Origin of the sequence: Actinomadura sp. NPDC023710, assembly GCF_040639875.1 — a bacterium.
In the GTDB taxonomy this organism is placed as follows: Bacteria; Actinomycetota; Actinomycetes; order Streptosporangiales; family Streptosporangiaceae; genus Spirillospora; species Spirillospora citrea.
Genome location: NZ_JBFAGB010000002.1, coordinates 374,319 through 398,864, shown reverse-complemented (window position 1 = coordinate 398,864; position 24,546 = coordinate 374,319). Strand labels below are relative to the sequence as shown.

The 24,546-nt window shown below is 71.9% G+C and carries 25 protein-coding genes; 11 read left to right on the top strand and 14 right to left on the bottom strand.

Annotated elements, in window-relative coordinates; translation table 11 throughout:
- Positions 1 to 23 precede the first annotated feature (23 nt).
- The 4 genes from AB0H37_RS04010 to AB0H37_RS03995 form a co-directional block, all read right to left on the bottom strand.
- Positions 24 to 431, bottom strand: coding sequence for a DUF3224 domain-containing protein (locus AB0H37_RS04010; RefSeq protein ID WP_179837244.1), 408 nt, complete (start codon positions 429 to 431; stop codon positions 24 to 26).
- Between the two features lie 51 nt (positions 432 to 482).
- A complete protein-coding gene (locus tag AB0H37_RS04005; RefSeq protein ID WP_360611194.1) occupies positions 483 to 965 on the bottom strand; it encodes a GNAT family N-acetyltransferase in 483 nt (160 codons plus the stop codon).
- Positions 966 to 1,081: 116 nt separating this feature from the next.
- Positions 1,082 to 2,509, bottom strand: a complete 1,428-nt coding sequence (locus AB0H37_RS04000; RefSeq protein WP_329086228.1) for an amidase family protein — start codon at positions 2,507 to 2,509, stop codon at positions 1,082 to 1,084.
- Between the two features lie 451 nt (positions 2,510 to 2,960).
- Positions 2,961 to 3,401 (bottom strand): nuclear transport factor 2 family protein, encoded by a 441-nt coding sequence (locus AB0H37_RS03995; RefSeq protein WP_329086231.1) that lies wholly within the window; start codon positions 3,399 to 3,401, stop codon positions 2,961 to 2,963.
- A gap of 441 nt (positions 3,402 to 3,842) precedes the next feature.
- Here AB0H37_RS03995 and AB0H37_RS03990 point away from each other — a divergent pair, with 441 nt between their 5' ends.
- The gene (locus AB0H37_RS03990) at positions 3,843 to 4,250 is read left to right on the top strand and encodes a hypothetical protein (RefSeq protein WP_360611192.1); all 408 of its coding nucleotides are present in this window, start codon (positions 3,843 to 3,845) and stop codon (positions 4,248 to 4,250) included.
- Positions 4,251 to 4,280: 30 nt separating this feature from the next.
- Positions 4,281 to 6,128, top strand: coding sequence for a serine/threonine-protein kinase (locus tag AB0H37_RS03985; protein WP_360611190.1), 1,848 nt, complete (start codon positions 4,281 to 4,283; stop codon positions 6,126 to 6,128).
- A gap of 55 nt (positions 6,129 to 6,183) precedes the next feature.
- Here AB0H37_RS03985 and nucS read toward each other — a convergent pair whose 3' ends face one another.
- Positions 6,184 to 6,864 (bottom strand): endonuclease NucS, encoded by a 681-nt coding sequence (nucS, locus tag AB0H37_RS03980; RefSeq protein WP_360611188.1) that lies wholly within the window; start codon positions 6,862 to 6,864, stop codon positions 6,184 to 6,186.
- A 33-nt stretch (positions 6,865 to 6,897) separates the two neighbouring features.
- The gene (locus AB0H37_RS03975; RefSeq protein ID WP_360611186.1) at positions 6,898 to 7,989 is read right to left on the bottom strand and encodes a HEAT repeat domain-containing protein; all 1,092 of its coding nucleotides are present in this window, start codon (positions 7,987 to 7,989) and stop codon (positions 6,898 to 6,900) included.
- 162 nt (positions 7,990 to 8,151) lie between these two features.
- Here AB0H37_RS03975 and AB0H37_RS03970 point away from each other — a divergent pair, with 162 nt between their 5' ends.
- Complete coding sequence (locus AB0H37_RS03970) at positions 8,152 to 8,343, top strand: hypothetical protein (protein WP_329086242.1); 192 nt, start codon at positions 8,152 to 8,154, stop codon at positions 8,341 to 8,343.
- A gap of 133 nt (positions 8,344 to 8,476) precedes the next feature.
- Complete coding sequence (locus AB0H37_RS03965) at positions 8,477 to 8,863, top strand: SCO5389 family protein (protein ID WP_179837237.1); 387 nt, start codon at positions 8,477 to 8,479, stop codon at positions 8,861 to 8,863.
- Between the two features lie 48 nt (positions 8,864 to 8,911).
- Here the strand turns inward: AB0H37_RS03965 and AB0H37_RS03960 are convergent, their stop codons facing one another.
- Positions 8,912 to 9,895, bottom strand: a complete 984-nt coding sequence (locus tag AB0H37_RS03960; RefSeq protein WP_360611220.1) for an LLM class flavin-dependent oxidoreductase — start codon at positions 9,893 to 9,895, stop codon at positions 8,912 to 8,914.
- 55 nt (positions 9,896 to 9,950) lie between these two features.
- Here AB0H37_RS03960 and AB0H37_RS03955 point away from each other — a divergent pair, with 55 nt between their 5' ends.
- From AB0H37_RS03955 to AB0H37_RS03940, 4 genes are all read left to right on the top strand, one after another.
- Positions 9,951 to 11,537 carry a 3-hydroxybutyryl-CoA dehydrogenase gene (locus AB0H37_RS03955; protein ID WP_329086245.1) on the top strand — a complete coding sequence of 529 codons (1,587 nt, stop codon included), beginning with the start codon at positions 9,951 to 9,953 and terminating at the stop codon, positions 11,535 to 11,537.
- A gap of 28 nt (positions 11,538 to 11,565) precedes the next feature.
- Complete coding sequence (locus tag AB0H37_RS03950) at positions 11,566 to 11,877, top strand: ATP/GTP-binding protein (protein WP_179837235.1); 312 nt, start codon at positions 11,566 to 11,568, stop codon at positions 11,875 to 11,877.
- Between the two features lie 56 nt (positions 11,878 to 11,933).
- Positions 11,934 to 12,656 (top strand): alpha/beta hydrolase, encoded by a 723-nt coding sequence (locus tag AB0H37_RS03945; protein ID WP_329086247.1) that lies wholly within the window; start codon positions 11,934 to 11,936, stop codon positions 12,654 to 12,656.
- Between the two features lie 63 nt (positions 12,657 to 12,719).
- Positions 12,720 to 13,511: an alpha/beta fold hydrolase gene (locus tag AB0H37_RS03940; RefSeq protein ID WP_329086249.1), complete on the top strand. Its 792-nt coding sequence runs from the start codon at positions 12,720 to 12,722 to the stop codon at positions 13,509 to 13,511.
- Between the two features lie 28 nt (positions 13,512 to 13,539).
- Here the strand turns inward: AB0H37_RS03940 and AB0H37_RS03935 are convergent, their stop codons facing one another.
- From AB0H37_RS03935 to mce, 3 genes are all read right to left on the bottom strand, one after another.
- Positions 13,540 to 15,000: an AI-2E family transporter gene (locus AB0H37_RS03935; RefSeq protein WP_360611182.1), complete on the bottom strand. Its 1,461-nt coding sequence runs from the start codon at positions 14,998 to 15,000 to the stop codon at positions 13,540 to 13,542.
- A gap of 100 nt (positions 15,001 to 15,100) precedes the next feature.
- Positions 15,101 to 16,432 (bottom strand): DivIVA domain-containing protein, encoded by a 1,332-nt coding sequence (locus tag AB0H37_RS03930; protein ID WP_179837232.1) that lies wholly within the window; start codon positions 16,430 to 16,432, stop codon positions 15,101 to 15,103.
- 329 nt (positions 16,433 to 16,761) lie between these two features.
- Positions 16,762 to 17,196 carry a methylmalonyl-CoA epimerase gene (gene mce / locus AB0H37_RS03925; protein WP_360611180.1) on the bottom strand — a complete coding sequence of 145 codons (435 nt, stop codon included), beginning with the start codon at positions 17,194 to 17,196 and terminating at the stop codon, positions 16,762 to 16,764.
- A gap of 107 nt (positions 17,197 to 17,303) precedes the next feature.
- On the opposite strand from mce, the gene AB0H37_RS03920 reads away from it, so the two are divergent.
- Positions 17,304 to 18,503 carry an acetyl-CoA C-acetyltransferase gene (locus AB0H37_RS03920; RefSeq protein ID WP_360611178.1) on the top strand — a complete coding sequence of 400 codons (1,200 nt, stop codon included), beginning with the start codon at positions 17,304 to 17,306 and terminating at the stop codon, positions 18,501 to 18,503.
- A gap of 319 nt (positions 18,504 to 18,822) precedes the next feature.
- On the opposite strand, the gene AB0H37_RS03915 is transcribed toward AB0H37_RS03920, so the two are convergent.
- Both AB0H37_RS03915 and AB0H37_RS03910 read right to left on the bottom strand, forming a co-directional pair.
- The gene (locus AB0H37_RS03915; protein ID WP_360611176.1) at positions 18,823 to 19,536 is read right to left on the bottom strand and encodes a DUF4230 domain-containing protein; all 714 of its coding nucleotides are present in this window, start codon (positions 19,534 to 19,536) and stop codon (positions 18,823 to 18,825) included.
- A 34-nt stretch (positions 19,537 to 19,570) separates the two neighbouring features.
- Complete coding sequence (locus AB0H37_RS03910; protein ID WP_360611174.1) at positions 19,571 to 20,368, bottom strand: DUF2127 domain-containing protein; 798 nt, start codon at positions 20,366 to 20,368, stop codon at positions 19,571 to 19,573.
- Positions 20,369 to 20,491: 123 nt separating this feature from the next.
- Between AB0H37_RS03910 and AB0H37_RS03905 the strand changes: the two genes are divergently transcribed.
- Positions 20,492 to 20,800, top strand: a complete 309-nt coding sequence (locus AB0H37_RS03905) for a DUF3817 domain-containing protein (RefSeq protein WP_360611172.1) — start codon at positions 20,492 to 20,494, stop codon at positions 20,798 to 20,800.
- Between the two features lie 41 nt (positions 20,801 to 20,841).
- Here the strand turns inward: AB0H37_RS03905 and AB0H37_RS03900 are convergent, their stop codons facing one another.
- Both AB0H37_RS03900 and AB0H37_RS03895 read right to left on the bottom strand, forming a co-directional pair.
- A complete protein-coding gene (locus AB0H37_RS03900) occupies positions 20,842 to 22,128 on the bottom strand; it encodes a hypothetical protein (protein ID WP_360611171.1) in 1,287 nt (428 codons plus the stop codon).
- Positions 22,121 to 23,029: an ATP-binding cassette domain-containing protein gene (locus tag AB0H37_RS03895; RefSeq protein ID WP_360611218.1), complete on the bottom strand. Its 909-nt coding sequence runs from the start codon at positions 23,027 to 23,029 to the stop codon at positions 22,121 to 22,123. Before AB0H37_RS03895 ends, AB0H37_RS03900 begins: the two co-directional genes overlap by 8 nt.
- A 439-nt stretch (positions 23,030 to 23,468) precedes the next feature.
- On the opposite strand from AB0H37_RS03895, the gene AB0H37_RS03890 reads away from it, so the two are divergent.
- Positions 23,469 to 24,425 carry a tetratricopeptide repeat protein gene (locus AB0H37_RS03890; protein WP_360611169.1) on the top strand — a complete coding sequence of 319 codons (957 nt, stop codon included), beginning with the start codon at positions 23,469 to 23,471 and terminating at the stop codon, positions 24,423 to 24,425.
- Positions 24,426 to 24,546: the final 121 nt, after the last annotated feature.

Below are 24,546 nucleotides of genomic sequence, written 5' to 3'. Positions count from 1 at the left end.
CATTACCGGCCGCTGGTCGGCGCTCAGTCCAGCGTGTACTCCAGCGCCCAGGTGTGCGCGCCGTCCTCGGTGACGGAGATCTGGCCGACGCCGCGGATCCCGGCGAGCTCCCCCGTCCCCGAGGTGGGGACGATCAGCCACCGCAGCCACTGGGTGTCGGCCGTCCCGTCCTCGCTGCCCGCGCTGTGCTGCAGGACGAACGTCCCCTCACGGCCGTGCAGGATCCCCTGGACGTGCTCGATCCCCACATAGGCGACCGGACCCGCCGGCGACTCCACCGTGATCAGCTCGGTGGAGCTCGTCCCCACGAGGTCGCCGTGGAAGGTCTTGCCCACGTGGACCCGGGTCAGCCGGTTGCCGCCCTGCTCGTCATAGGGCTTGTCGGCGTCCCACGCCTCGATGTCGAAGCTGCCGCTGGCTTGAAACGTCATGCCCGCCATGATGCCCGCCCCGTCCGACACCACGGGACCCCTACGCCCACATCACCGACCGGCTTCCCGTCCTGGGGGGAGTCGGAGCTGAAAGACGACGCGGTCGATCGTAGGGCCGTCGTAGTCGGCGACGGGTCCGGTGACCGTGAAACCCATCGCGGCGTGAAAGGCGATGGAACCGAGGTTCTGTGGAGAGGTGATCGCCTTCACCTCTGTGCGACGCTCGGTCGCGGCCAGGTCGAAGAACTGGTGGTAGAGGCGACGGGCCAGGCCGTTGCCGCGAAGACGGGGCGCAACGCCGACGAAGTGGATGTAGGCGGTGTCGGGCATCGAAGGCGACAACAGTCCGATGAGGAACCCCGCAAGGCCGACGCCGTCTTCGGCGACCAGGCTTGTGCGGTGGAAGTGATCCAGGAACAGGCGCGGCAGGATCGCCCTGATCGGCCGCCCCCACCAGTCGTCCACCACACCGACGATGCGGTCGTAGTCATCCGGTTCGGCCGGTCGTAGGCGCACGCTCTGGTTCACGGCCATGAATCGTCCCGGCAACGCCCGTCCACTGTCCAGAGTTGGCGGAGGGGAGCGTGAAGGGACCGGCCCCAGCGGGTGGCTGGGGCCGGTCGGAGGTCACCTGTCACACGTGCCGGGTGTCACACCGGAAGCGTGGGCAGGTACAGGGGCCGCTTGCGCGCCAAGGTCGCCTGCTCGAAGGAGTAGGCGAGACCCAGGAGTTCCTCGTCGCGGTTCCTGCGGCCTGTGAACGAGACCCCCAGCGGGAGCTGGGAGTCGGCGTAGCCGGCCGGGACGGTGATGCTCGGATATCCGCCGACCGCCGCCGGGCCGCAGGAGTGCAGCCAGGCGATGTCGCGCTCGGAGATCTCCGGCGCCCGGCCGTTGGTCGGGCTCATGATCGCGTGCAGGCGGTGACGCACGAAGACGCCGTCAAGGCTGTCGCGCGCCTCCTCGGTGATCTGCACGCGTTCTTCCAGGTAGTCACTCGGCCGGCGGGCCATGTCCGAATCCTGGGCCTGCTCGAACTTGGCCAGCCCCAGATCGGACGTCCGCTCGGCAGGATGACTCCGGAATGCGATCAGCTCGTCGAGATCGTGCGGGCCGTCGCCGCCGATCGAGCTCAGGTAGTCGTTGATGCTCACCTTGAACTCGTAGGAGAGCACCTCGGACGTGTCGAATACGGACAGGTCCACCTCGACGATGGTCGCGCCCAGTTCGTGCAGCTTCGCCGTGGCTTCGGCGAGAACACGATTCTCATCCTGATGGCTCGCCCTCTTCCTGACCCCGTTCCACAGACCGATCCTGGTCCCGGCCAGAAGGCCCGGTTCCAGACGGATGGCGCGGCGGGACGTTGCGATCACCTCGAACACCGCGCCCGCGTCGGCCACGTTCCGGGTGATCGGCCCGGCCGTGTCCTGGTACGGCGAGATCGGCACGATGCCGGCCCCGCTGACCCGTCCCAGGGACGGCTTGAAGCCCACGACGCCGTTCATCCCGGAGGGCGAGACGATGGAGCCGAAGGTCTCGGTGCCGATGGTCACCGGGGCCAGACCGGCGGCCGCCGCGACCGCGGAACCGCTGGAGGACCCGAAGGGCGACCGATCCAGGACGTAGGGATTCCTGGTCTGGCCACCGACCGGGCTCCACCCGTTGTGCGGGACCTCGGAGCGGTAGGCGGCCCACTCCGTCAGATTCGCCTTGCCCAGGATGATCGCGCCACTTCGGCGCAACCGGACCACCAACTCCGCGTCGCGGTGCGGCAGGGCGTGGCGCAGAGCCTCGGAGCCCGCCGTGGTGGGCAGGCCCAGGGTGTCGATGTTGTCCTTCACCAGGACCGGAATCCCGGCGAGCGGACCGAGCGGGAAGCCCGAGGCCCGAAGGCGATCGACCTTGCGGGCCTCTGCCAACGCGTGCGGATTCACGCTGATGACTGCGTGCAGCAGGGGGTTCAGAAGCTCGATGCGCTTCAGGCACCGGGCGGTGAGCTCTTCTGCGGTCAGCAGACCGTGCGCCATTGCTCGAAGCAAGTCGCTAACGGTCATCCTTTCGAAAAAGGCCGTTTCCATGGCCTCCTCCTGTCTGGTTTACCTCCGCCGTTCGGCGGGGCCGCCTTAGGCGACCATCAAGAACAGTCCGGGAGGGGAGGACGACGTCAAGGAGCTGCTTCCGTCTTGACGTGCTGATACCAGCGGGTTATGGCCTGCGGGTCCGGCTCTGGGCGAGGTGCTTTCCGGGCCGTGTAAGTGGTGTGCTGGACCGCGTTGGCGTAGTCCTTTTCGGTAAGGGCCAGCATTCTTCGGCGGTCGGTGCGCGGATCTGTGCGGCCTCAGGCTCGGGACCGTCCGAGGGCGGGGGCAGTAGCTCGTTACCGCGCCGACCTCGCATTCGCAGGGGACGCGGGTCCGGTCGGCGCGAAGCAGGGTCTCGCTGACAGCGACAAGGCCGAGCCCGTGACCTGTGAGACCAGGTCACGGGCTCGGCCTGTCGCATGCACTGGGGGCTCGGGCCGGTGGCTCGTCAGGGCTGGAGGTCGATCACTCCCTTGCCACTCGCCATGTCGAGTGGCACGGAGACCTGGTCGTGCGCGATCAGCCAGTCGTCGTCGGTCTTCCGGAAGCAGAAGGTCGCCCGGACCCACATGCCGTCGGTCGCCGTTCCGTTCCCGAGCGTGCCGCTGAGCCGGCCGAAGCAGTACCCGAAGGCCACGTCCTCGCTCACGGTGACCGTCAGGTCGCGGACCTCGTACGCCGCCTCCTGGAAGAACGTGAACACGTTCGTCCAGTTCTTCATCTTCGCGGCGACCCCAACGTGCTGCAGTGGCGGCTCGACGTCGAAGGACACGACGTCCGCCGCGTACAGCCGCTCCAGGGCCTTCAGGTCCTTGGTCCGGATCCCTTCGACGATCTTGTCGATCTGCTGCCGGATCTCGGCTTCGTCGATCTCGCGTTGCGTAGGCATGCTCGTCCACCCCTTGGATTCAGTGAGGAATCTCGGCTTCTCACCCCTATGACGGAGCGGTCCCCGGAAATGTGATGCCCTCGCCGGAAGCCGTCTGGAACGACGGCTCTGCCGGAGGGGGCTTCGACCGCTCGTCCGCCCCCCGGGAGGGCCGCGCCACCGCGTCCAGGCCGCGCCAGTGGACGAGGTGCACCGGCGCAAGGTCCGTCGTTGCCCACAAACGGCCACATGATCAGTGCTACCGCTGATTCATCGCCCGTGTTCCGAATGGTGGGATGGCCGAAGCCGTTTCGGGGAGGTTGGACTTGTTGCGACGGGTGGGCATCGCGGCGGTGGCGGTCTGCGGTCTGCTGCTGGCGGCATGCGGGGGGCGATGGCTGCTCCGGAGCCGGTGGCGGTTCCCCCGGGGCCGCGTCGTCCGCATCCTCGGCGGCGCCCGGGATGCCCGGGGAAGCCGGCGGCCCGACCTACCCCGGGCCTACCGGACACGGCGCTCCCAAGCTCGGCCGGGAGCGGCGGCAGGACGAGTCGGCGGGGCCCATCGACGTCCGGTCGGAGCCCCCCGGAGGGACGGGGTGCGGCACGTTCGGCCTCAAGGAGGCTTCGCAGAGGAGTTCGGGCTCGGACGGGTACCTTTCGGCGGAACTCGGCGTCGCGTCGATCGTCGCCGTGGACGGCACGAGCACTCCCGAGGGCGTCAAGGTCGGCGCGCCGGCCTCGGAGGTCGAGAAGGCGTACCCGAAAATCCGCAAGGGCCCCCGCCCTTCTTTCGTCACGGTGCCGGGTGACGCCGAGGCCGTGTCCCGAACATCGGACCGAACATCCTCGCGGACCATCGCGTCACAGTGATCAACAAGGCCGGGGCGTCGAGGAGATCATGTGGGCGAGTGGAAGATCTCCGGTTTTCGCGAGGTGCGGGAGCTCGGGGCGGGGGCGCAGGGACGCGTCGTTCTGGCGCAGCACGAGGAGACCGGTTTCCCGGTCGCGGTGAAGTACGTCGCCCTCGGGGCGGACCCGGCCCCGCTGGAGGCGTTGCGCCGCGAGGCCGAGATGCTGGCCAGGGTGGAGAGCCCGCACGTGGCCCGGCTGTACCGGCTGGTGGAGAGCGAGCACGGCGCCGCCATCGTGATGGAGGCGGTCGACGGCGTCTCGCTCAAGGTGGTCCTCGCCGAGCACGGGCGGCTGGAACCGCACGCGGCGCTGACCGTCCTGAAGGGGTCGCTGCTCGGCCTGGCGGCGGCGCACGCGGCGGGCGTCGTCCACCGGGACTACAAGCCCGCCAACGTGGTGGTCCCCGAGGACGGGCGCAGCAAGCTCATCGACTTCGGCATCGCGTCGGCCGCCGGTTCGGCGTCGCGGTCGGGCACGCCGTCCTACATGGCGCCGGAGCAGTGGCAGGCGGGCGAGGCCGGACCGTCCGCCGACGTGTACGCGGCGACCTGCGTCTTCTACGAATGCGTCATGGGCCGGCGCCCGTTCGGCGCGGACAGCGTCGTCGGGCTGCGCGGGCAGCACCTCACCGCCCCCGTCCCGCTGGGCGACTTCCCCGAACCGCTGCGCCCACTGGTCGCCCGGGGACTGGCGAAGAGCCCCGCGGAGCGGCACGCCGGGGCCCTGGACTTCGTCGCCGAGCTGGAGAGCGTCGCCCGCACGGCCTACGGGGACGACTGGGAGGGCCGCGGCATCCGCGCGCTGGCCACGACGGCGGCCGGGCTGTCCATGCTGTTCCCGCTCGTCGCCGCGGGGATCTCGGCGCCGGCGGGAACGACCGCCGCCGGCGCGGGCGCCGCTGCCGGGGCCGGGGGAGCGGGGGCGGGGGGCGCAGGGGGCGCCGGAACGGCCGGGACCGTCGCCACGGGCGCAGGGAAGACCTCGGCGGGCTTCCTCGCCAAGGCGAGCGTGGCCAAGGCGGCTCTGGTCGTCGCGGGGGCGACCGCGGCGGGGACGGTCAGCGTGGTCGCCTACGAGACGACCCGCCCGGAGGCCGCACAGGAGCCCCAGATCACCCTCGCCTCCCTGAACCAGACCTACGGCGACCGGGTGCTCAAGGTCCAGGGCGGCCAGTACGCCCGGGTCAAGGGGATGAAGAAGGCGTCGGTCCAGACCGCGGCCAACAAGGCCCTGCGCGTCCCTCTCGACCAGGCCATCAGGTTCTACAAGGAATGGGGCAAGACCGCCGCCGCGCGCGCCGCCTGCGGCGGCCGGATGAACCTGCTCGGCACGAGCGTCGTCAAGGGGTTGAGCGGCCCCGACCTCGTGTCGGTGCGCTACGTGCCGAAGTTCCAGCGCAGTTGCGGCAAGGGGCCCGGCTACTTTCCGGGGTTCGGCGTCACCGTCGACCTGCGCACCGGCCGCGCGCTGACGGCCGACGACATCTTCAAGCCCGCCTCGTTCGGCGAGGCCGGAATGACCCGGCTGTGGGACGGGATTCCGGAAGGACCCGACAAGCTGCAGTTGTCCATCGGCTTCTCCGGATCGGGCGGTTTCTTCAACCCCCTCCACCGCGAGGCGTTCTACCCGACCTCCCGGCGGCCAGAGTCGCCCCCGTGGGCGCTGCCGTTCTTCGGCGAACGGCAGTTCGACCTCGTCTGCATGGGACAGGATTTCGGTCCGCCCTCCGGGGGAGTGGATCTGAGCAGCACGAATGCCTACGTTTTCCCTATCCCCTATGGAAAAGTGAAAGCCCTCTTCAAGCCTGAATTCGCGGCCTTGCTCCCCGTTTCCTGACCCGCCGCACAGGCTTACGAGCCCACGGAGTGATGTGGGTCGTCGGGACGGGCCGTCAGAAGAGGGTGCCCTCGTGTTCGATGCCGCGCAGGGTGTCGTAGTCGAGGGTGACGCAGGTGATGCCGCGGTCGGTGGCGAGGACGCGGGCCTGGGGCTTGATCTCCTGGGCCGCGAAGACGCCGCGGACGGGGGCCAGGTGCGGGTCGCGGTTCAGCAGCTCCAGGTAGCGGGTGAGCTGCTCGACGCCGTCGATCTCGCCTCGGCGTTTGATCTCGATGGCGACGGTGGCGCTGGCGGCGTCGCGGCAGAGGATGTCGACCGGGCCGATGGCGGTGGGGAACTCGCGGCGGATCAGGGTGTAGCCGTCGCCGAGGGTGGTGATGTGCTCGGCGAGCAGTTCCTGAAGGTGCGCCTCCACGCCGTCCTTCTGGAGGCCGGGGTCGATGCCCAGCTCGTGGCTGGTGTCGTGCAGGAGCTCCTCGATGGTGAGGATCAGCCGCTCGCCCGACTTGCCGTGCGTGACCGTCCAGCGCGCGACGGCACCGTTCTCCTCGTAGACCTCCTCGCGCAGCGAGCAGGGCGGGTTCATCCAGTTGAGGGGCTTGTAGGCGCGGTCGTCGGCGTGCACGCTCACGCTCCCGTCCGCCTTGATCAGGATCAGGCGGAGAGCCATCGGCAGATGGGCGGTGAGCTTGCCGGCGTAGTCGACGCTGCAGCGGGCGATAACGAGACGCACGGTGCATCACCTTAGTGCGACGTCCGGCCTGCTTCAGGCGAGACCGGCGTACCGGCGGCACTCGTCTTGGGCGGTGGGCAGGCCCCAGTCGCGGAGGATCTCCAGCAGATTGACCCACCGCCAGCTCTCGGACGGCAGCTCGGCGATCGTGCGGACGGTCCGCCGCTGCGCGGAGCTGAGCTCGGAGAACCGGGGGAGCGGCACGACCGGTGTGCCGAACGTCAGTCTGAGTGCCGCCCCGGCCATCGGGAACGACGCCTCGTCGGACGTGCGGGACAGGCCGTCGAGGACGGCGTCGACGGCAGCGGGCGGCGCCTCGCCCAGCGCGGCGATCGTCAGTGCCGAGTAGAGGCGCAGGTCGCCCTCCAGAAAGGCCACCTCCCCCTCGGGCGGGGACGTGCTGGAGGCTGCCAGTTCGGCGATGACGGGTGCGTCGGCCGCGTCCAGCCGGGCGAGCGCGATCGCGGCGGCCCAGCGCGGCAGCGGCTCGGCGGCGGCCAGGTGCTCGCGGAGCCGGGGGAGGAACGCCCGGCCCTCCAGCAGCCCGGCTACGACGAGCGCGTGCGCGATGACGTTCGGGTCCTGCTCGACGTCGAGGAGCGCGTCCAGCGCGGGGAGGGTGGCCGCCGCATCCTCGGGGAACCAGCCCACCGTGTACGCGGCGGCGGCCCGCACTCCGGCGTCGTCATCGCCGAGCAGGCTCCGAACGGCGGGCAGCCCGGCGCGGACGGCGTCGTAGGCGGCGAGCTCCGCCCCCGCGGCACGGTCGGTCTCGCGCAGCCGCGCCGCCTCCTCGCGCCAGGCCGTGATGTCGACACCGGACGGCAGGTGCGCCTCGTCGTACCCGATGGCCAGCGCGGCCGCCAGGTAGAGCGGCCAGATGCGTTCCGGGGCGCCGGGATCGGACGCCAGGGCGCGCAGGAACGGGACGGCCGCGGCGGACGCGCCGTACCGGTTTCCCTGATGGAAGATGTTGGTGAACAGCTCCCCCAACGCCGCCTGCCGCTCATCCTCGTCCGCCGAGGAAAGCGCGCGGAGGAGGTCGGGCACGTCCTCCGCCGAGCCGTAGGCGTGGTCGAGGCCCGCCCAGTCGATGTCGTCCAGCCCGGCCGGCGGTTCGCGCATGCCGCGATCATGCCAGCCGCGCCGGGACATCCGCCCCTGAGCGCGCCTAAGACCACTGACCGGGCGATATAAGGCGTCATGCCCATGTGGGGACGGGGACCTTAGCGCGAGTCTCTTGGATGTCGGGCCGTGTCGATCGGCCCGGAGCCATTCGGAGGGGCCGTGTACCACCACGAGATCATGCAGTCGCTCATGAGCGAGCGGGTCCGAGCGCTGCGCGCGGAGGCCGGGGCCGAGCGGGACGCACGACTGGTGCGCCGGGCCCGCGAGTACTGGGCCGAGCGCGCCGAGCGGATCGCCGCCCGCCCGGCGGCGCGGCGGCGTCGCCACCACGACGCCGCACCCGCGCGATGATCACGGCCCCGGCCGCCCGGCCGGGGCCGCGGTCATAGCGGAATGAAAACCTTTGTCAAGCCTGGAATTCTCCCGGGTCCGTGATTACCGTCGGCGGGTGGGTGTTCATCCTCCGTCTGCGAAAGGACCCCGCATGTCTCTCGACGTGACCCCGGAACTGCTGGAGACGGCGCAGAAGGGCGAGGTCGGCGACGCGGACTTCGTCGAGTGCATCAGGACCTCCCTCCCCTACGCCTGGGACATGGTCAGCGGCCTCGTCGCCCGGCTCCAGGTGGACGGCGGGGACTTCGCCGACAACCTCACCCCGCCGCCGGACGAGAAGGCGCGCGGCCAACTCCTCCGCGTCCTCGCGAGCGACGCCATGCGCGGCGCGCTGGAACGTTACTTCGGGGTGAGACTCGCGTTCCAGAACTGCCACCGCGTCGCGGTCTTCCCCACCGAGGACTCCTCCGCCTACCGGACGTTCGTCACGGCCCGCGAACAGATCCTCAACCAGTCCCCCGAACTCCGAGACTGCTGACCCGCCCAGCCCCACGCGGCGCGCCGACCGGTTCGGCGCGCCGCGCCGCTATGTGGCGGCGCGGAGTCCGGGGAGGACTTCCCGGCCCAGGCGGGTGATGTTCTCCAGGGTGGCGGCGCGGGAGCCGGCGGCCTCCACCAGGAGGATCAGGTGCCTTATGCCGGTCCGCTCGACCGTGGTGATGAGGGACTCGGCGCAGTCGTCCGGTGAGCCGATCGGGTGGAGGTCGCACATCAGGCGCGTGTAGGCCACGGGGTCGCGGGACGGGCGCGGGCGGTCGTCCACGGCGACGTATCCCTCCAGGCCGGGGCCCAGCCAGCGCGGCATCCCGTCCATGAGGGCGGCGACCGCCTGCTCCCGCGTGTCGGCGACCTGGGCCACATGGGCGGAGACGTGGGGGAGGGACGGGTCGCCGTGCCGGGCGACGGCGGCGGCCTTCTCGTCCGGTCCGACATGCATGCCGAGGAGCATCGGCAGGCCGCGCTCCGCCGCCAGCGCCTCGGTCGCGGGGGACGTGCAGGCGACCGTCACCGGCGGCGGGACGGGCGCCCGCGGGACGACCGGCACCTCCCGGAAGGCGAAATGCTCGCCCGACCAGGCGAGACGGTCGGAACGCAGCCACGCCAGCAGCAGATCGAGGGATTCGGCGAAGCCGTGCTCGTAGCGGGGGAGGCCCGTGCCGAACACCTCCAGATCGCGCCACGGTCCGCCGCGCCCGACGCCCAGCCGGAAGCGGCCGCCGGACAGCAGCGCCAGCATCGCGGCCTGCTCGGCCAGCGCCACCGGATGCTGGCTGGACAGCACGCTGACCGCCGTCCCGACGCCGACCCGCGAGGTGGCGGCCAGCAGATGCCCGGCCAGCACGGTCGCGGACGGCACCACCCCGTACGACATGAAGTGGTGCTCGGCGAGCCACACGTCGTCGAACCCGGCGCGCTCGGCGGCGACCGCGGCCTCGACGGTGCGGGACAGGGCGGCGGCGTCGTCCTGGCCGGGGAAACGGGCGGCGAGGAGGAGGATTCCGAGGCGCACGTCCCCGTCGTACCCGCCCTGGGGGACGGGCGAGCGCTCTGCAAGACTGCGATTCATGACTGGTGGTTCGTTCAACAGGGTCGGGGTCGTCGGACTGGGCACGATGGGCGCGGGCATCGCCGAAGTGCTGGCGCGCGGCGGCTTCGCGGTCGTCGGCATCGAGGTGAACCGGGAGGCGCTGGAGCGCGGGCGCGGCAACCTGGAGTCCTCGACCGGACGGGCCGTCAAGCGCGGCAAGCTCGGTGAGGACGCCCGGCGCGAGATCCTCGGCCGGATCACCCTGTCGACCGACTTCGCCGACCTCGGCGACTGCGACCTCGTCATCGAGGCCGTCCCCGAGCGGCTCGACCTGAAGCGCACGGTGTTCGCCGAGCTCGACCGCGTGTGCCGGGACGACGCGGTCCTCGCCACCAACACCTCCTCCCTGTCGGTCACCGACATCGCGGTCACCACCGGCCGCCCCACCAAGATCGTCGGGGTGCACTTCTTCAACCCGGCGCCGGTCATGAAGCTCGTCGAGGTCATCGGGACCGTCCTCACCGAGCCGGAGGCCGTCGCCCGGGTGGCCGGCCTGGTCAAGGGCCTCGGCAAGACGCCGGTGACGATCGGGGACCGGGCGGGGTTCGTCGCCAACCGCCTCCTGTTCGGCTACCTGAACCAGGCCGCGACCATGCTGGAGACCGGGCACGCCACCCGCGACGACATCGACGCCGCGATGAAGGGGGGCGCCGGCCTGCCGATGGGCCCGTTCACCCTGATGGACCTGATCGGCCTCGACACCTGCGTCGAGGTGCTGGACGCGATCTACGCCGAGTCCCGCGACCGCCGCCACGCCGCCTCGCCGCTGCTCCGCGAACTCGTCACCGCCGGGCTCCTCGGCCGCAAGACCGGCCGCGGCTTCCACACCTACGACAAGTCCGGGCCAGGTGACGAGGGGCCGCCCGAGGCCGCGGCGCCGACCGTGGGCGTCGTCGGCGTCGGGCCGCTCGCGGACGCGGTCGCCGCGCTGTGCGACCGGGCGGGCGGCCAGGTCGTGGACTCCGCCGCCGAACTCGCCGGCTGCGACCTGGTCATCGAGGCCGCGCAGGACCCCGAGGCGGCGCGGGCGCTGCTGTCCGCCGCCGTCCAGGCCGTCAAGCCCGGCACGGTCATCGCCGTCACCTCGCTGGACGGCTCCGCGGACGGTTCCGCGATCCGGCAGGCCATGGCCACCGGGCGTCCGTCCGACGTCGTCGGGCTGCACCTCCCCGACCCGGCCGGCGCCCTGGTGGAGATGTCGGCCACGGTCGCGACCGCTCCGGACGTCGCCGACCGCGCCGCCGCCCTCCTCGCGCGTCTCGGCCTCACCGTCGTGCGCTGCCGCGACCGCGCCGGGTTCATCGTGGACGCCCTGCGGCTGCCGTACCTGAACGACGCCGCCGCCATGCTCGGCGCCGGATACGCCGATGCCGACTCCATCGACGCCGCGATGACACTGGGCTGCGGCTATCCGACCGGCCCCATCGCCGACCTCGACCGCATCGGCCCCGATCGCGCCGTCGCCGTCCTGCGCGCCCTCCACGCGGAGACCCGCGACCCGGCCCTGGCGCCGGCTCCCCTCCTCGTGGAACACGCGACGGCGGAAAAGCCCCTGCGTTCGTGAAGGTGGTCGAGTTCATATGCTTTAGGGCATGAGCCCCCGGAAGAATCGCCGTGCCGCATCTGGACGTTCCGCCGGAGGCGGGGGCGCTTCGTGGGCTCAGGAGACCGAGGAGGGGCCGGACGGAGAATGGATCGTCCGGTCGGTCTCCGGGGCGGGGGCGGCCAAGCCGTACCGCTGCCCGGGATGCGACCAGGAGATCCCGCCGGGCGTCGGCCATGTCGTCGCGTGGCGGGCGGGCGACGGCGGCGACGACCGGCGGCACTGGCACCGGCCCTGCTGGCAGGCCCGGACCCGCCGGTCGCCCCGCGTCCTGCGGTCGCGCAACGCCCCGCGCTACTGACGACCGGCGTCCGGAGCGCGGCGGACGCCGCCCGGCCGAGTGAGACGGAGAGAACGATGGCGGAGATCAGGGCGGCCTCGGTGCTGCCGGCGCGGCGTGAGGAGATCACGCTGCACACGTCCGACGGCCTGGAGCTGGTCGGCGAGCTGGCACTGCCGCCGGAGCGGCCGCCGGTGGCGACGCTGGTCTGCCTGCATCCGCTGCCCACGGCCGAGGGGATGATGGACAGCCACGTCCTGCGCAAGGCGTCCTTCCGGCTGCCCGCGCTCGCGGGCCTCGCCGTCCTGCGCTTCAACACGCGGGGGACGACGTCCGCGCGCGGCACGAGCCAGGGCGAGTTCGGCGAGGGCGAGACCGAGCGGTTCGACGTGGCGGCGGCGCTGGAGTACACCGAGTACCACGACCTGCCGCGGCCGTGGCTGCTCGGCTGGTCGTTCGGCACCGAACTGGCGCTCAAGTGGGGGCTCGACCCGCTGGTGGAGGGTGCGATCCTGCTGTCGCCGCCGTTGAAGAGGGCAGGCGACGCCGACCTCGACGCGTGGGGCGCCGACGGGCGGCCCGTCGTGGCGCTGGTGCCGGAGTTCGACGACTACCTGCGCCCGGCGGAGGCGCGGGAGCGGTTCAAGCGCGTCCCGCAGGCCGAGGTGGTCGCGGTGGACGACGCCAAGCACCTCTGGGTGGGCGAACCCTACGTCCGGATCGTGCTGAACGAGATCGTCAAGCGGGTCGCGCCGGCCGCCTGCCCGCTCCCCACCGAATGGGATGAAACGGACAGATAAACACGTGCGGCCGATCGCGGCCACTCCGTCCCACCGGCCGCGCCGGCGGGCGACCATTGCCCAATGACGGTGCAGCTGTACGCAAGGGACGTGGGGACCGGCACACCGCTCGTACTGCTGCACGCCTTCCCGCTGTCGTCGGCGATGTGGCTCGCCCAGCGGGAGGGCCTCGCCGCCCGGTTCCGGGTCGTCACCCCCGACCTGCGCGGCTTCGGCGGCTCCCTGCTGGGCGACGACGAGCCGTCCGTCGACGCGATGGCCGACGACGTCGCCCGCGCGTGCCGCTCGCTCGGCGTCCGGCGGGCCGTCGTCGGCGGGCTGTCCATGGGCGGGTACGTGGCGATGGCGCTGTGCCGGCGGCACCCCGACCTCGTCCTCGGCCTCGTGCTGGCCGCCACCCGCGCCACCGCCGACACCGCCCCCGCCCGGGAGAACCGGCTGCGGCAGGCCGAGACACTGGAAAGCGAGCACAGCACCCGCGTCCTCGTGGACGAGGTGCTGCCCGGTCTCGTCGGCCCCACCACCCTCCGGCAGCGGGCGCTGGTCTACGGGCGGGTCCGCGGGCTCGTCCAGGCGGCGCCGCCGCTCGCCGCCGCGTGGGCGCAGCGCGCCATGGCGGGACGCGCGGACTCCTCCGCGACGCTCGGCGGCCTCCGCGTCCCCGCGCTCGTCATGATCGGGGACGAGGACGCGCCGGCCACCGAGGACGAGGCCCGCGCCATGGCCGAGGCGATGCCGAACGCCGAACTGCTGGTCATCCCGCGCGCCGGGCACCTGTGCGCGGTGGAGCAGCCCGACCTGTTCAACCAGGCGGTGGCGGAGTTCGCCGCCGCCCTCGCCCGCACCGCGCGCTGAGCCCGGCGCGGGCGCCCCGGAGCCCGGCCTACAGCGTCTCCTGGCGCGGTATGGCGACCTCGCGGATCAGCAGCGAGATCGCGGCCGCCGTGGGGATCGCCAGCAGCGCGCCGACCACGCCGAGCAGCGCCGCGCCGACCAGCGCCGCCACGATCGTCACCGCCGGCTGGACGTCCACGGTCCGCTTCATCACCCGCGGGTAGACGAGGTAGTTCTCCACCTGCTGGTAGACGACGTAGAAGATCGCGCAGACGATGAGGTCGGTCGTGGTCCCGGTCAGGAACGCCACCAGGGAGACGACCACCGCGCCGATCGTGGCGCCGATGAGCGGGACGAGGTCGGTCACCGCGACGATCAGCGCCAGGGCGAGCGCGTACTTCACCCCGAGGATCGACAGGAAGATGTACGAGCACACGCCCGCGATGAGCGCGATCGTGAACTGGCCGGCGACGTAGCCGCCGATCCGGTCGAGGATCTCGTCGCCGAGCAGGGCGACGCGGGCCCGCCGGGTGCGCGGCGCCAGCTGGTAGAAGAACGTCTTGATCTGCGGCAGCGAGCTGAGGAAGTACAGCGTCAGGATCAGGATCGTGATCGTCTGGAAGATGCCGTTGATCGCGACCTTGCCGATGCCGGTGGCGGTGTCGGTGAGGCCCTTCTGGAAGCCGTCGCCGTTCACCGTCTTCTCGGCGCGTTCCAGCAGGCCGTAGCGCTTGTCCCAGTCGGCCAGCGTCTTGTTGTTCTGCAGCTGCTGGACGTACTCGGGGATGTTGTGCCGCAGCTCGGTGACCTGCTCGGACACCGGCTGGACGAGGGAGGCGACGAATCCGGCGAAGAACAGGATCACGATCAGGAACACCGTGGCGACCGCGGCCCCGCGCGGGAGGCCGAACCTGCGGAGCCGTTCCACCGCCGGGTTGAGGCCGACCGCGAGGAACATCGCGACCACGATCATGACGAGCACCGACTTGGCGTTCGTCGCGGCCTTCACCAGCATCCAGGCCGTGATGACGCCGAGCGCCGCGGTGAACCCGAACACGAACGGGTGCGCGCGGCCGAGCGGCTGGCCGGGCTTGCCGAACGGGAACAGGTGGTCGACGCCGGCCTCGCGCTTGCGCTGCTCGACGTCGTGCGCCGGGTCGGGCGCGCCGGGCTCGGGCGCCACCGGCTCGGCGGTGGCCGCCGCAGCCGGAAGGGTGACCGGGGCGCCGGTCGCCGGGTCGCGTTCCCCCACGGGCTGCTCGATCTCCTCGGGTATCAGCGCACCACTGGGCGCGACACTGTCGTCGTCACCGGTGTCGTCCTTGCCGGAGCCGGTCTCGCTGGTGCCGGTCTCGCCGTCGCGGGACTCGCCGGACGGTCCGCCGTCGCGGTCCGCCTCGTCGGTGTCGTCGGCGGGCGGCGCCGGAGCGGGGACCCGGCGGCCGGTCGCGGACCGTCCCTCGCCGGGCACGGGCTCACGGCCGTCGTCCTGGGGGGTCTCGTCGGGCACGCCGCTCTCCTCTGTCGTGCGTCTACGGGGTTGAGACGACGGAAAGCCCGGAGGCGTTTCACCGCCTCCAGGCTTCCCGTCATGCCCGACCTTTAAGGGGTCACTCCTGCCACCAGTCCTCGTCGTCCTCTTCGGACTTCTTGGCCTGGGCCGGCTTGGCGGGTGCGGCCTTGGCGGCCGGCTGCTGCTGCTGCTTGGGCTGGGCCTGCGGCGCCGGGGCCGGCTTCGGCTCGGCGGCCGGGATCGCGGCCTTCTCCGGGGGCGCGGCCAGCTCGGGCTCGGAGCCCATCGACGGCGCGACGCCGCCGATGAGCTGGCGCAGCTGGTTGAGGTGGCTGGTGATGCTGTCGCGCTGCCGGGTGAGCTCGTCGACCTGGCGCTGCGCCGCCGTCCGGACGCGGTCGGCCTCGGACTTGGTCTCGGCGAGCAGCTGCTCGGCCTGCGACTTGGCCTCGGCGATCACGTTGTCGGAGTTCTTGCGCGCGTTGGCCATCAGCTGCTTGGCGTGCGAGTCGGCCTCGCGCCGGGTCTGCTCGGCCTGCTGCGTCGCCTTCGCGGCGCGCTGCTCGGCGGACGCGGCGCGCTGCTCGGCCTCGGCGACGAGCTTCTGCGTCGCGGCCTGGGCGGCGGAGTGGCGCTCGGCGTCCTGCCGGTCGGCCTCCTCGCGTCGGGCGGCGAGCTGGATCTCGAACTCGGCCTCGGCCTGGGCGCGCTGGGCCTCGCTCTCCTCCAGGATGCGCTGGGCCTGGGCCCGCATCTCGTCGGCCTGCCGCTTGGCCGTGGTGAGGATCTCGTCGCGCTCCCGCTTGGTGGACGCGCGCAGCTGCGCCACCTCGCGCTCGGTGGTGGTGCGCAGCTTGGCGATCTCACGCTCGGCGCCGGCGCGCTTCTCGGCGACCTCGTGGTCGGCGGTGGCCCGCAGCTTGGCGACCTCGCGCTCGGTGGTGGAGGTCAGCTCGTCGGCCTCGCGGTGGGCGGAGGTGCGCACCTCCTCGGCCTCCCGCTCGGCCGCCTGCCGCATGTCGTCGCCCTCGCGCTGGGCGTTGGCGCGCAGCTCGGAGGCGTCGTTCTCGGCGGTGGCGCGCTGCTCGGCGGCGTCGACCTTGGCCGCGGCCTTGATCTCGTTCGCCTCCGAGCGGGCCGCCTGGACCAGCTCGGTCGCCTGCTCCTCGGCGAGCCGCAGCAGCTGTTCGATGCGGGCGCCGAGGCCGGAGTAGGTCGGACGTTCCTGCTCCTGCAGCTGGCGATGGGCGTCCGACAGCTCGCGCTGCAGGGCCTGGGTCTGCTCGCGGGTCTGCCGCACCTCGTTGTCGAGCTGCTTGATGTGCTCGTCGACCTGGTGCCGGTCGTAGCCGCGAAGCACCACGTCGAACTCGCGCGGGGGCGTGTCTTCAAAGAAGTTGCTGAGCTGGGCGTCGATGTCGGACTGCATGTGGCTCAATCCTGATGTGACGGGGCTACGGGTGGTTCCGGGGACCGGTCGATCGCCTGGCATGACGGACGCACTTGCCCGAGACCTCTTCCGGCGAATGAAGCGTACTCCGGACACTGCCGTGTTGGGGGCTCATCTTGACGCGCTGCGTGGAATGTCCCTTTTGTTCGGACCTGTGACGGGGTCGCGGCGGCCCAGGTGTGGGGGGTGCAAATACACCAGATGTGTCCGAACGGTCACAGAGCGGCGGTCCATGCCGCGCGGTCCGTGACCGTGATATCGAACACGTCACGATCCTGGCGCGCCCCCGCCAGGCCCGGCGTACAAGATCATTCGGCGTCCGGCCGCTTCTGCACCAGCTCCGTCAGGACGCCGTGGCAGTCCTTGGGATGCAAAAAGTTGATCAAGGATCCCATCGACCCGTTGCGCGGCGCGTCGTACAGCACGCGCACGCCCTTGCCGGCGATTCCGGCGGCCTCGCCGGCGACCGTCCCGTCCGTCCCGAACGCGATGTGGTGGACGCCCTCGCCGTTCTTCTCCATCCACTTGGCGACGGCCGAGTCCTCCCGGATCGGCTCGATGAGCTGCAGGTAGCTCGCCGCGCCGTCACTCGTGTCGTTGATCTTGAGCATGCACTCCCGCACGCCCTGCTCCTCGTTCACCTCGAAGTGCGCGTCGGTGAAGCCGTAGGTCGCCTTGTAGAACTCGACGGTCGCGTCCAGATCGCGGCAGGCGATGCCGATGTGGTCGATACGGGTCAGCATGGGCTTTGTCCCTCCTCGGACGGCCAGGCGGGGGCGAACGGAACCGAACGCCGCTCCCGTGGGTATCGTGGCAAACGTCGCCGCAGCACCACCCTGGAGGCCCCCACATGACCACCTCGTCCGTGATCGTCGCCGGAGCGCGCACCCCCATCGGGCGCCTGATGGGCTCGCTGAAGGACTTCTCCGCGGCCGACCTCGGGGCGCACGCGATCAAGGCGGCGCTGGAGCGTGCCGGGGTGTCCGGTGACCAGGTGCAGTACGTGATCCTCGGTCAGGTGCTGCAGGCGGGCGCGGGCCAGATCCCGTCCCGGCAGGCGGCGGTCAAGGCGGGCATCCCGATGAGCGTCCCGTCCATCACGATCAACAAGGTCTGCCTCTCCGGGCTGGACGCGATCGCGCTGGCCGACCAGCTCATCCGGGCGGGCGAGTTCGACCTCGTGGTGGCGGGCGGCATGGAGTCGATGACCCAGGCCCCGCACCTGCTGCCGAAGTCGCGCGGCGGCTACAAGTACGGCTCCGTCGAGCTCCTCGACCACATGGCCCACGACGCCCTCACCGACGCCTTCGACGGCGTCTCCATGGGCGAGTCGACCGAGCGCTACAACGCCGAGCTGGGCATCTCCCGCGAGGAGCAGGACGAGTTCTCCGCCCGCTCCCACCAGCGCGCCGCCGAGGCGATCAAGAACGGCGTGTTCGACGAGGAGATCGCCCCGGTCGAGGTCCCGCAGCGGCGCGGCGAGCCGGTCGTGTTCGCCGCCGACGAGGGCGTGCGCGGCGACACCACCGCCGAGGGCCTGGCCAGGCTGCGCCCGGCGTTCGGCAAGGACGGGACGATCACCGCGGGCTCGGCCTCGCAGATCTCCGACGGCGCCGCGGCGGTCGTGGTGATGTCCAAGGCCAAGGCCGAGGAGCTCGGCCTCACCTGGCTCGCCGAGATCGGCGCGCACGGCAACGTCGCGGGGCCGGACAACTCCCTGCAGTCCCAGCCGTCCAACGCGATCAAGCACGCCCTCGGCAAGGAGGGCCTCACCGTCGACGACCTCGACCTCATCGAGATCAACGAGGCGTTCGCCTCCGTCGGCATCCAGTCGATGCGCGACCTCGGCGTCGGCCCCGAGAAGGTCAACGTCAACGGCGGCGCCATCGCCGTCGGCCACCCGGTCGGCATGTCCGGCGCCCGCATCCTCCTGCACCTGGCCTACGAGCTGAAGCGCCGAGGCGGCGGCACCGGCGCCGCCGCCCTCTGCGGCGGCGGCGGCCAGGGCGATGCTGTTCTTATTCGTGTTCCGACTCGGGAACTCGCCTAGCGGCTCGTTCTCGATCGGACCACGGGCGATCGCTGGCATCGCTTCGGCTCGCCTTGCGGCTCGCTGCGCGATCAGGTTCTCGCAAGCTCGAACCTGCCTTCGGACGCGATCGCGATTGTCGGGGTCGTTGGGGGTTCCGACTCGGGTTCTCGCCTAGCGGCTCGTTCCCGATCGGAACACGGGCGATCGCTGGCATCGCTTCGGCTCGCCTTGCGGCTCGCTGCGAAGGCAGGTTCTCGCTTCGCTCGAACCTGCCTTCGGACGCGGTTGCGGGGGTTGGGGTCGTGCTTGGTCGCGGGGGTGGCTGAGGTGGTGCGGGTTATTGGGGGGCGGGGGTGATGGTCACCGTTGTGAAGCCGAGGGCCTTGAGCATGTTCTCCAGCATCGACTTCGTGTTGGCGTCGGCGCGTTGCTTCAGGCCGCTCTGGCCGGCGGCCGTCTGGATCTTCTGGGACGCCAGGACGTAGAGCTGCTGCTGGTTGTTCGGGTTGCTGCTGAAGAAGTCGCCGAAGCGGTCGAAGACGCCGCGCTGGGTCGCGTAGACGTAGCTGTTCTTCGTGTCGAGGTTCGTCTTCTCCAGCTGGGCGGGCGGGAGTGAGATCGTCGCCGCCGTCCGGTCCGCGTTGACCTTGAGGGCGCCCGAACCGAGCCGCGAGAGGTCCACGTAGGCGTCGACCGAGCCGTTGCCGACGAACAGGGTCCGCTTGCCGCGCAGCGAGGACGGCAGGAACTTGGCGTCCTTCTCCAGGTCCACGACGACCTGGAAGTTGCCGCTCGCCGCCTCGTAGCGGTGCAGGTCGCGGATCGACTTCAGCAGGACGGGGCCGCTGCGGTCCTTCGTCTCCTCCGCGAACGGGTTCAGCCAGTGGGGGAGGCCGTGCAGCACCTGCTGGGCGACCAGGACGAGCGCGACGGTGGCGACGATGATCGCGACCGGGGTGAGCAGGCCGCGCCGCGGGGGGCGGGACCGGCCGGGGGACGACTTGACGGATGCGTCGTTCTTCGCGTCGTTCTTCGTTTCCGAGCGAGCCATGTATCCGACATTCCCGGCAGCGGCGTTCGCTACCTCATCCGGCGGGTTCGGGCTCGGCCGGAGTCGGGTGCCGCAGGTCCGACTCGTGGGTCGCCTGCTCCACCTCGATCAGCGACTCGCTGCGAAGATGCGCCTCGTGGGCGGCCCGGCCGCCCCGCACGCCGAATAGCCGTTTGGTGACGACGATGTAGACGATGAGACCGATGTTGAGCACCAGCGCGCCGATGCGGAGCGCGGTGACCTTCTCCACCAGCTCGTAGACCTCGATCGGCAGCCCGAAGCACGTCGCGACGACCGCGAAGTACTCGCCCCAGCGCTGCAGCAGCCAGAGCCCGACCGCCTCGATCAGCTCGATCGCGCCGTAGACGATGAGGCCGACGGCCAGCCAGCGCAGCGTCCGCGCGTCCAGGTCGAACACGTGCCGCAGGGACGTGACGACCTTGGAGTGGTCGAGGTCCCAGCCGACCTGCTCGGCGATGGGGCGCAGCAGAGGGATCTCCTTCTCGAAGATCCGCTCGATCGATCCGCGGCTGTCCGCGAAGCGCCACACCCCGTACGCGGCGACCAGCACGATCAGGCCGCGGATGCCGCGCTCCACGGCGAAGAACCGCATGATGAAGGCGTCGCGTAGCTCCCGGCCGCGCTTGACCAGCGGCGCCCGGTCGGCCGGGCCGGTTCCGTGCGGCTCGCCGTGCACGTAGGTCCCGCAGCGCAGGCATCGCCACGCCGCGCCGATGGGGGACGAGACGACGAGCCGCTCGCGCAGCGTCTCCTCGTCCGGCGCGTAGGTGATGTGTCCCTTGCGCGCGCAGGTCAGCAGGCTCCAGTCCACGCGGACACACTAGAGGTCCGCCGGGGTCCGCATACGTCACGGTTTGCACACGGTCGTGTGAGCAACGCCATAGAGGGCGCGGAAACCGCGGGCCGATGCCGCGCCGTTGAGCGGGGCGTGGACATGATTCGTGCTTTCCGGTTCGTCTCCGTCGCCGAGGCGTTCTCGTTCCTCCTTCTGCTGCTGGTCGCGATGCCGCTGAAGTACGGGGCGGACGCGCCGATCGGCGTGCAGGTGATGGGACCGGTGCACGGCGTCCTGTTCATGGCCTACGTCGGCCTGGTCTTCCTCGTCCGCGAGCAGCTCGGCTGGGACCTCGGGCGCACGGCCCTCGCGCTCGGCGCCGCCGTCCTGCCCGTCGCGCCGTTCTTCGTGGAGCGGCACTGGACGCGGCCCGCCGCCGAGCCGGAACCGGCCGGGCGGGGCGCCTGACCTCCTGCGTGACCGCGGCCGGCCGGGGGGTCCCGCCGCGGTCACGCAGGCCGGGTGTCCAGGACGTCGTGGAGGCGGCCCTCCGTGTTGCGGGGGACGTGGAAGTCCTGCGGGCGGAGCGTGCAGGCGCGGTACTCGGCGAAGTGGAGCCGCAGCCAGTCGCGCCGCCGCTGCTCGGTCCAGGACGCGAACCGGTGCCCCGCGCGCGTGTCGGCCATGGCCGGGGGCTCGTCGCCGAGAAGCCACGCGTCGACCACCGCGCGGTACCCGTCGCCGGACGCGCAGGACCGCGCGTCCTTGAGCGCCTCGCTGATCTGCCGGACGGCCCGGGACGCGTATCCCGGGGCCAGGTCCTCGTCGAGGTGGACGGCGGCGACGCCGTCCGCCACCGTGACGGGCGTCCAGGCGGGACGCTGCTCGACCATCGTGAAGGCGCCGGGCGTGCCGTTCAGCCGCGCGGCGAGCGGGGTGGCCACCGCCATCAGCGGGGGCAGCGCGTCCCGCAGGGCGGGGTGCACGCAGACGGTGAGAGGCCATCTCCGGCACACCGGCTCCGCCTGGGCGGGCGCGACCGTCCCGCCGGAGCGGTGCAGGCCGAGGGTGGCGGAGACGGTCGCGGCCAGCGCCACCGCCAGGGGGAGGACGAGCAGGAACCGCCGCGTCGCCCACATCACGTAGCCGAGGATCAGCGCGGTGGTCAGCCCGGCGGCCCAGAGGACCTGGACGGCGAACACCTCCGGACGCAGGGTGGTGAACAGCTGGATGCGAGGGAACGCTGCCGGGGGCAGCAGGCTCCACCAGGACATGCCGGGGACGCGCAGAGCGGCCCACAGGGACGTCGCGGCGAGCACCAGGGCCGCGGTGGCGCGGTGGGGTGCGACGCGTCCCGTCAGGTAGCCCATGACGACGTGCAGGACGAGCGCGACCGCGCCCGAGACCACGCCGAGCGGATGCGGCTGCCCGGCGTGCGCGTGCAGGAGGGTGACGGTGACGACCACCGCCGTGACCACGACGTAGGAGACCAGCGCGGCGGACGACAGCAGCAGCAGGTCGAAGAGCACGCCGGTCGCGGGAGAGCGGGCGGTGAGGTCGCGCAGGTAGTCGAGCGGGCGTTCCCGGACGGCCGTCCACGCGGCCAGCCCCGCGGCCGCCGGGCCCAGGAGCCGGACGGCGTTGACCAGCGCCACGACGGTGTTGTCCCAGTACGCGACCGCCGGGCTCAGCGACAGGCACGCCGCCGTCGTGCCGAGCACGGTGAGGACCGGCACCGCGACGAGCAGTGCCGTGCGGCGGGCGTCCAACCGGAGCACCCGCCCGAGGTCAGACACCGGTGGGGCTCTCGGCGGGCGACCGCCGCGCCCGCGCCTTCGCAAGCTGTGGCAGGGGCAGGTGCGGCAGGACCAGCGGCGGCAGGGCGAGCTGCGGCAGGGACACCTGCGGCAGCGTGCGCCGGGCCGGGCGGCGCCGGGTCATCGCGTCGACGGTCTGCGGATGGAGAGCACCCCGCGGGGCGGCGGCGCCGCGGCGGTCGGCGGGGGAGCGGCCCCGGCGGGCGGCGGCCGAGTGCGTGGGCTGCTCGGAGAGCCGGCCGCGGGCGAGGGTGAAGAGGCGGTCGCACCAGCCGGTGAGCGTCCCGGCGGCGTCGGCGGTGACGACCACGGTGGGCGCCAGCGTGCGCAGCACGGGGACCAGTTCGGCCATGGCCGCGGTGAGCGAGTGCCGTCCGGGGCCCGCGGCGCCCGTGGGCCAGGGCTCGGCGGCGGCGCACAGCTCGCCGAAGGGGTCGTCGAGCAGCACCAGGCCGGGCTCGTGGACGCAGGCGGCGGCCAGTCCGGCGCGCAGCCGGACGTCCGGCGGCAGCAGTGCCAGCTCCGTCCCGGCGGCCTCGGTGAGGTCGAAGCGACGGATCATGCTCTGCGCGGCGGACGCGCTCGTCCGCTTGTAGTACGCGGCGTAGGCGACGAACTCGCCGGCCGTCATGCCCTCCGCGCGCGAGAAGCGGGCCGGCAGGTAACCGATCCCGGCACGGGCGGCCCGCTGCCCGGCGGCGTTCGTGATGTCGTGCCCCAGAATGTGCAGCGCGCCGGTGTTCGGTCTGCGCAAGGTCGCGAACGTGGCCAGCAGAGTGGATTTACCGGCACCCGGTGGACCGGCCAAGCCGACCACGCCTTCGGGCACGCCGAAGGTCACCGGGCGCAGGAGCCACCGCCCCCCGCGGCGGACACCCATTCCTCGGGCCACGATCACGGAATGCTCCGCGATCACAAGTTTCCCCCCGTTGTTCGTCATGCTGTCGCGGCGGCTGGACGGTGCGCCTGCCGCGCCGGTGGCCTCGGGTCCCCCAACCCGCCACGCGGCACGCCCGCAGGCCGGGCCGCCCCCCGGCGGCTCCGGCCCGGTCGCTTTTGCCGGGCCGCAATGCATCGACATCGTGACTATAACCGGGCTTGGTGATGGCTGTCAGCAATCTAATCGCCTTTACGGCGAGACGACGGAAGTCTTTGCCCCGGGGCGCGGCGGGAAAGAGAATAAAAAAGCCGGACAATTCTCTGGATATGCCATCCATACGGACCCCGTGCGGACGCGCCGGGCGTCCGGCGCGGGCGCCGCGCTCCGCTGGGAGCGTACGGACGTACGGCCGGGCGCGGTCATGGGGCAGGATGGTCCCATGCCTTCTCGGGACTTTTCGTTGCACGGGGCCATCGACCTGGGAGCGCGCCAGGCCGCGGCAAGGAAGCAGCAGGAACGCCGGGCCCAGGGCGGCGGTGCGCCGGCTCCGGCCGCGGCCGCGCCCGGCGGCCCCTACGTCTTGGACGTCACTGACGAGACCTTCAACACCGAGGTCGTGGAACGGTCGCAGTCCGTTCCCGTCCTGGTGGACTTCTGGGCCGAGTGGTGCGGACCGTGCAAGCAGCTCGGCCCCATCCTGGAGAAGCTCGCCACCGAGGCGGCCGGCAAGTGGATCCTGGCCAAGGTCGACATCGACGCGAACCCGCAGCTCGGCGCCTACATGCAGCAGATGGGCGTGCGCGGCATCCCGTTCGTGGCCGCGGTCGTCGCCGGGCAGCTGCTGCCGTTCCTGAACGGCGCCGCGCCCGAGCCGCAGGTCCGCCAGGCCATCGACCAGCTCTTCGACGCGCTGCGCAAGGAGGGCATCCTGCCGGACGCCCCCGAGGGCGAGCAGCCGGCCCCCGGTGCGGAGGCCCCCGCAGCCGACCCGGTGTACGGCGAGGCCGAGGACGCCCTGCAGCGCGGCGACCTGGACAGCGCCAAGGTCGCGTTCGAGCGGATCCTCGCCGCGGACCCGAGGGACGGCCAGGCCAGGCAGGGCCTCGCCCTGGTCGAGCTGAGCCTGCGCGTGCGCTCGCTGGACGCCGAGCGCGTCCTCCAGGAGGCGGCCGAGAAGCCCGGCGAGGTCCAGGCGCAGATCAGCGCGTCCGACGTGGAGATGGTGTCCGGGCGCATCGACGAGGCCTTCGACCGGCTGGTGGGCGCGGTACGGCGCGGCGCCGGCGACGACCGCGACGCGGCGCGCAAGCACCTGCTGTCGCTGTTCGAGCTCCTGCCCCCGGACGACCCGCGCATCGGCAAGGCCCGCCGCGGCCTCCAGTCCGCCCTGTTCTGACCAGGCCGCCGGTCCGGCCCGGGCCGCTGTGCGACCCGGGCCCGTCTTCTGGCGCGCGGCGCCGTTCCGGCTCGTGTCGTCACCGTGTTCCGGGTGCGTGCCGGAGATGATCGCGGCCGCG

Coding starts and splice junctions, on each gene's coding strand:
- AB0H37_RS04010 (WP_179837244.1), bottom strand. CDS start 431: ATGACGTTTCAAGCCAGCGGCAGCTTCGACATCGAGGCGTGGGACGCC.
- AB0H37_RS04005 (WP_360611194.1), bottom strand. CDS start 965: ATGGCCGTGAACCAGAGCGTGCGCCTACGACCGGCCGAACCGGATGAC.
- AB0H37_RS04000 (WP_329086228.1), bottom strand. CDS start 2,509: ATGGAAACGGCCTTTTTCGAAAGGATGACCGTTAGCGACTTGCTTCGA.
- AB0H37_RS03995 (WP_329086231.1), bottom strand. CDS start 3,401: ATGCCTACGCAACGCGAGATCGACGAAGCCGAGATCCGGCAGCAGATC.
- AB0H37_RS03990 (WP_360611192.1), top strand. CDS start 3,843: ATGCCCGGGGAAGCCGGCGGCCCGACCTACCCCGGGCCTACCGGACAC.
- AB0H37_RS03975 (WP_360611186.1), bottom strand. CDS start 7,989: ATGCGCGAACCGCCGGCCGGGCTGGACGACATCGACTGGGCGGGCCTC.
- AB0H37_RS03965 (WP_179837237.1), top strand. CDS start 8,477: ATGTCTCTCGACGTGACCCCGGAACTGCTGGAGACGGCGCAGAAGGGC.
- AB0H37_RS03955 (WP_329086245.1), top strand. CDS start 9,951: ATGACTGGTGGTTCGTTCAACAGGGTCGGGGTCGTCGGACTGGGCACG.
- AB0H37_RS03950 (WP_179837235.1), top strand. CDS start 11,566: ATGAGCCCCCGGAAGAATCGCCGTGCCGCATCTGGACGTTCCGCCGGA.
- AB0H37_RS03945 (WP_329086247.1), top strand. CDS start 11,934: ATGGCGGAGATCAGGGCGGCCTCGGTGCTGCCGGCGCGGCGTGAGGAG.
- AB0H37_RS03940 (WP_329086249.1), top strand. CDS start 12,720: ATGACGGTGCAGCTGTACGCAAGGGACGTGGGGACCGGCACACCGCTC.
- AB0H37_RS03930 (WP_179837232.1), bottom strand. CDS start 16,432: ATGCAGTCCGACATCGACGCCCAGCTCAGCAACTTCTTTGAAGACACG.
- mce (WP_360611180.1), bottom strand. CDS start 17,196: ATGCTGACCCGTATCGACCACATCGGCATCGCCTGCCGCGATCTGGAC.
- AB0H37_RS03920 (WP_360611178.1), top strand. CDS start 17,304: ATGACCACCTCGTCCGTGATCGTCGCCGGAGCGCGCACCCCCATCGGG.
- AB0H37_RS03915 (WP_360611176.1), bottom strand. CDS start 19,536: ATGGCTCGCTCGGAAACGAAGAACGACGCGAAGAACGACGCATCCGTC.
- AB0H37_RS03905 (WP_360611172.1), top strand. CDS start 20,492: ATGATTCGTGCTTTCCGGTTCGTCTCCGTCGCCGAGGCGTTCTCGTTC.
- AB0H37_RS03895 (WP_360611218.1), bottom strand. CDS start 23,029: ATGGGTGTCCGCCGCGGGGGGCGGTGGCTCCTGCGCCCGGTGACCTTC.
- AB0H37_RS03890 (WP_360611169.1), top strand. CDS start 23,469: ATGCCTTCTCGGGACTTTTCGTTGCACGGGGCCATCGACCTGGGAGCG.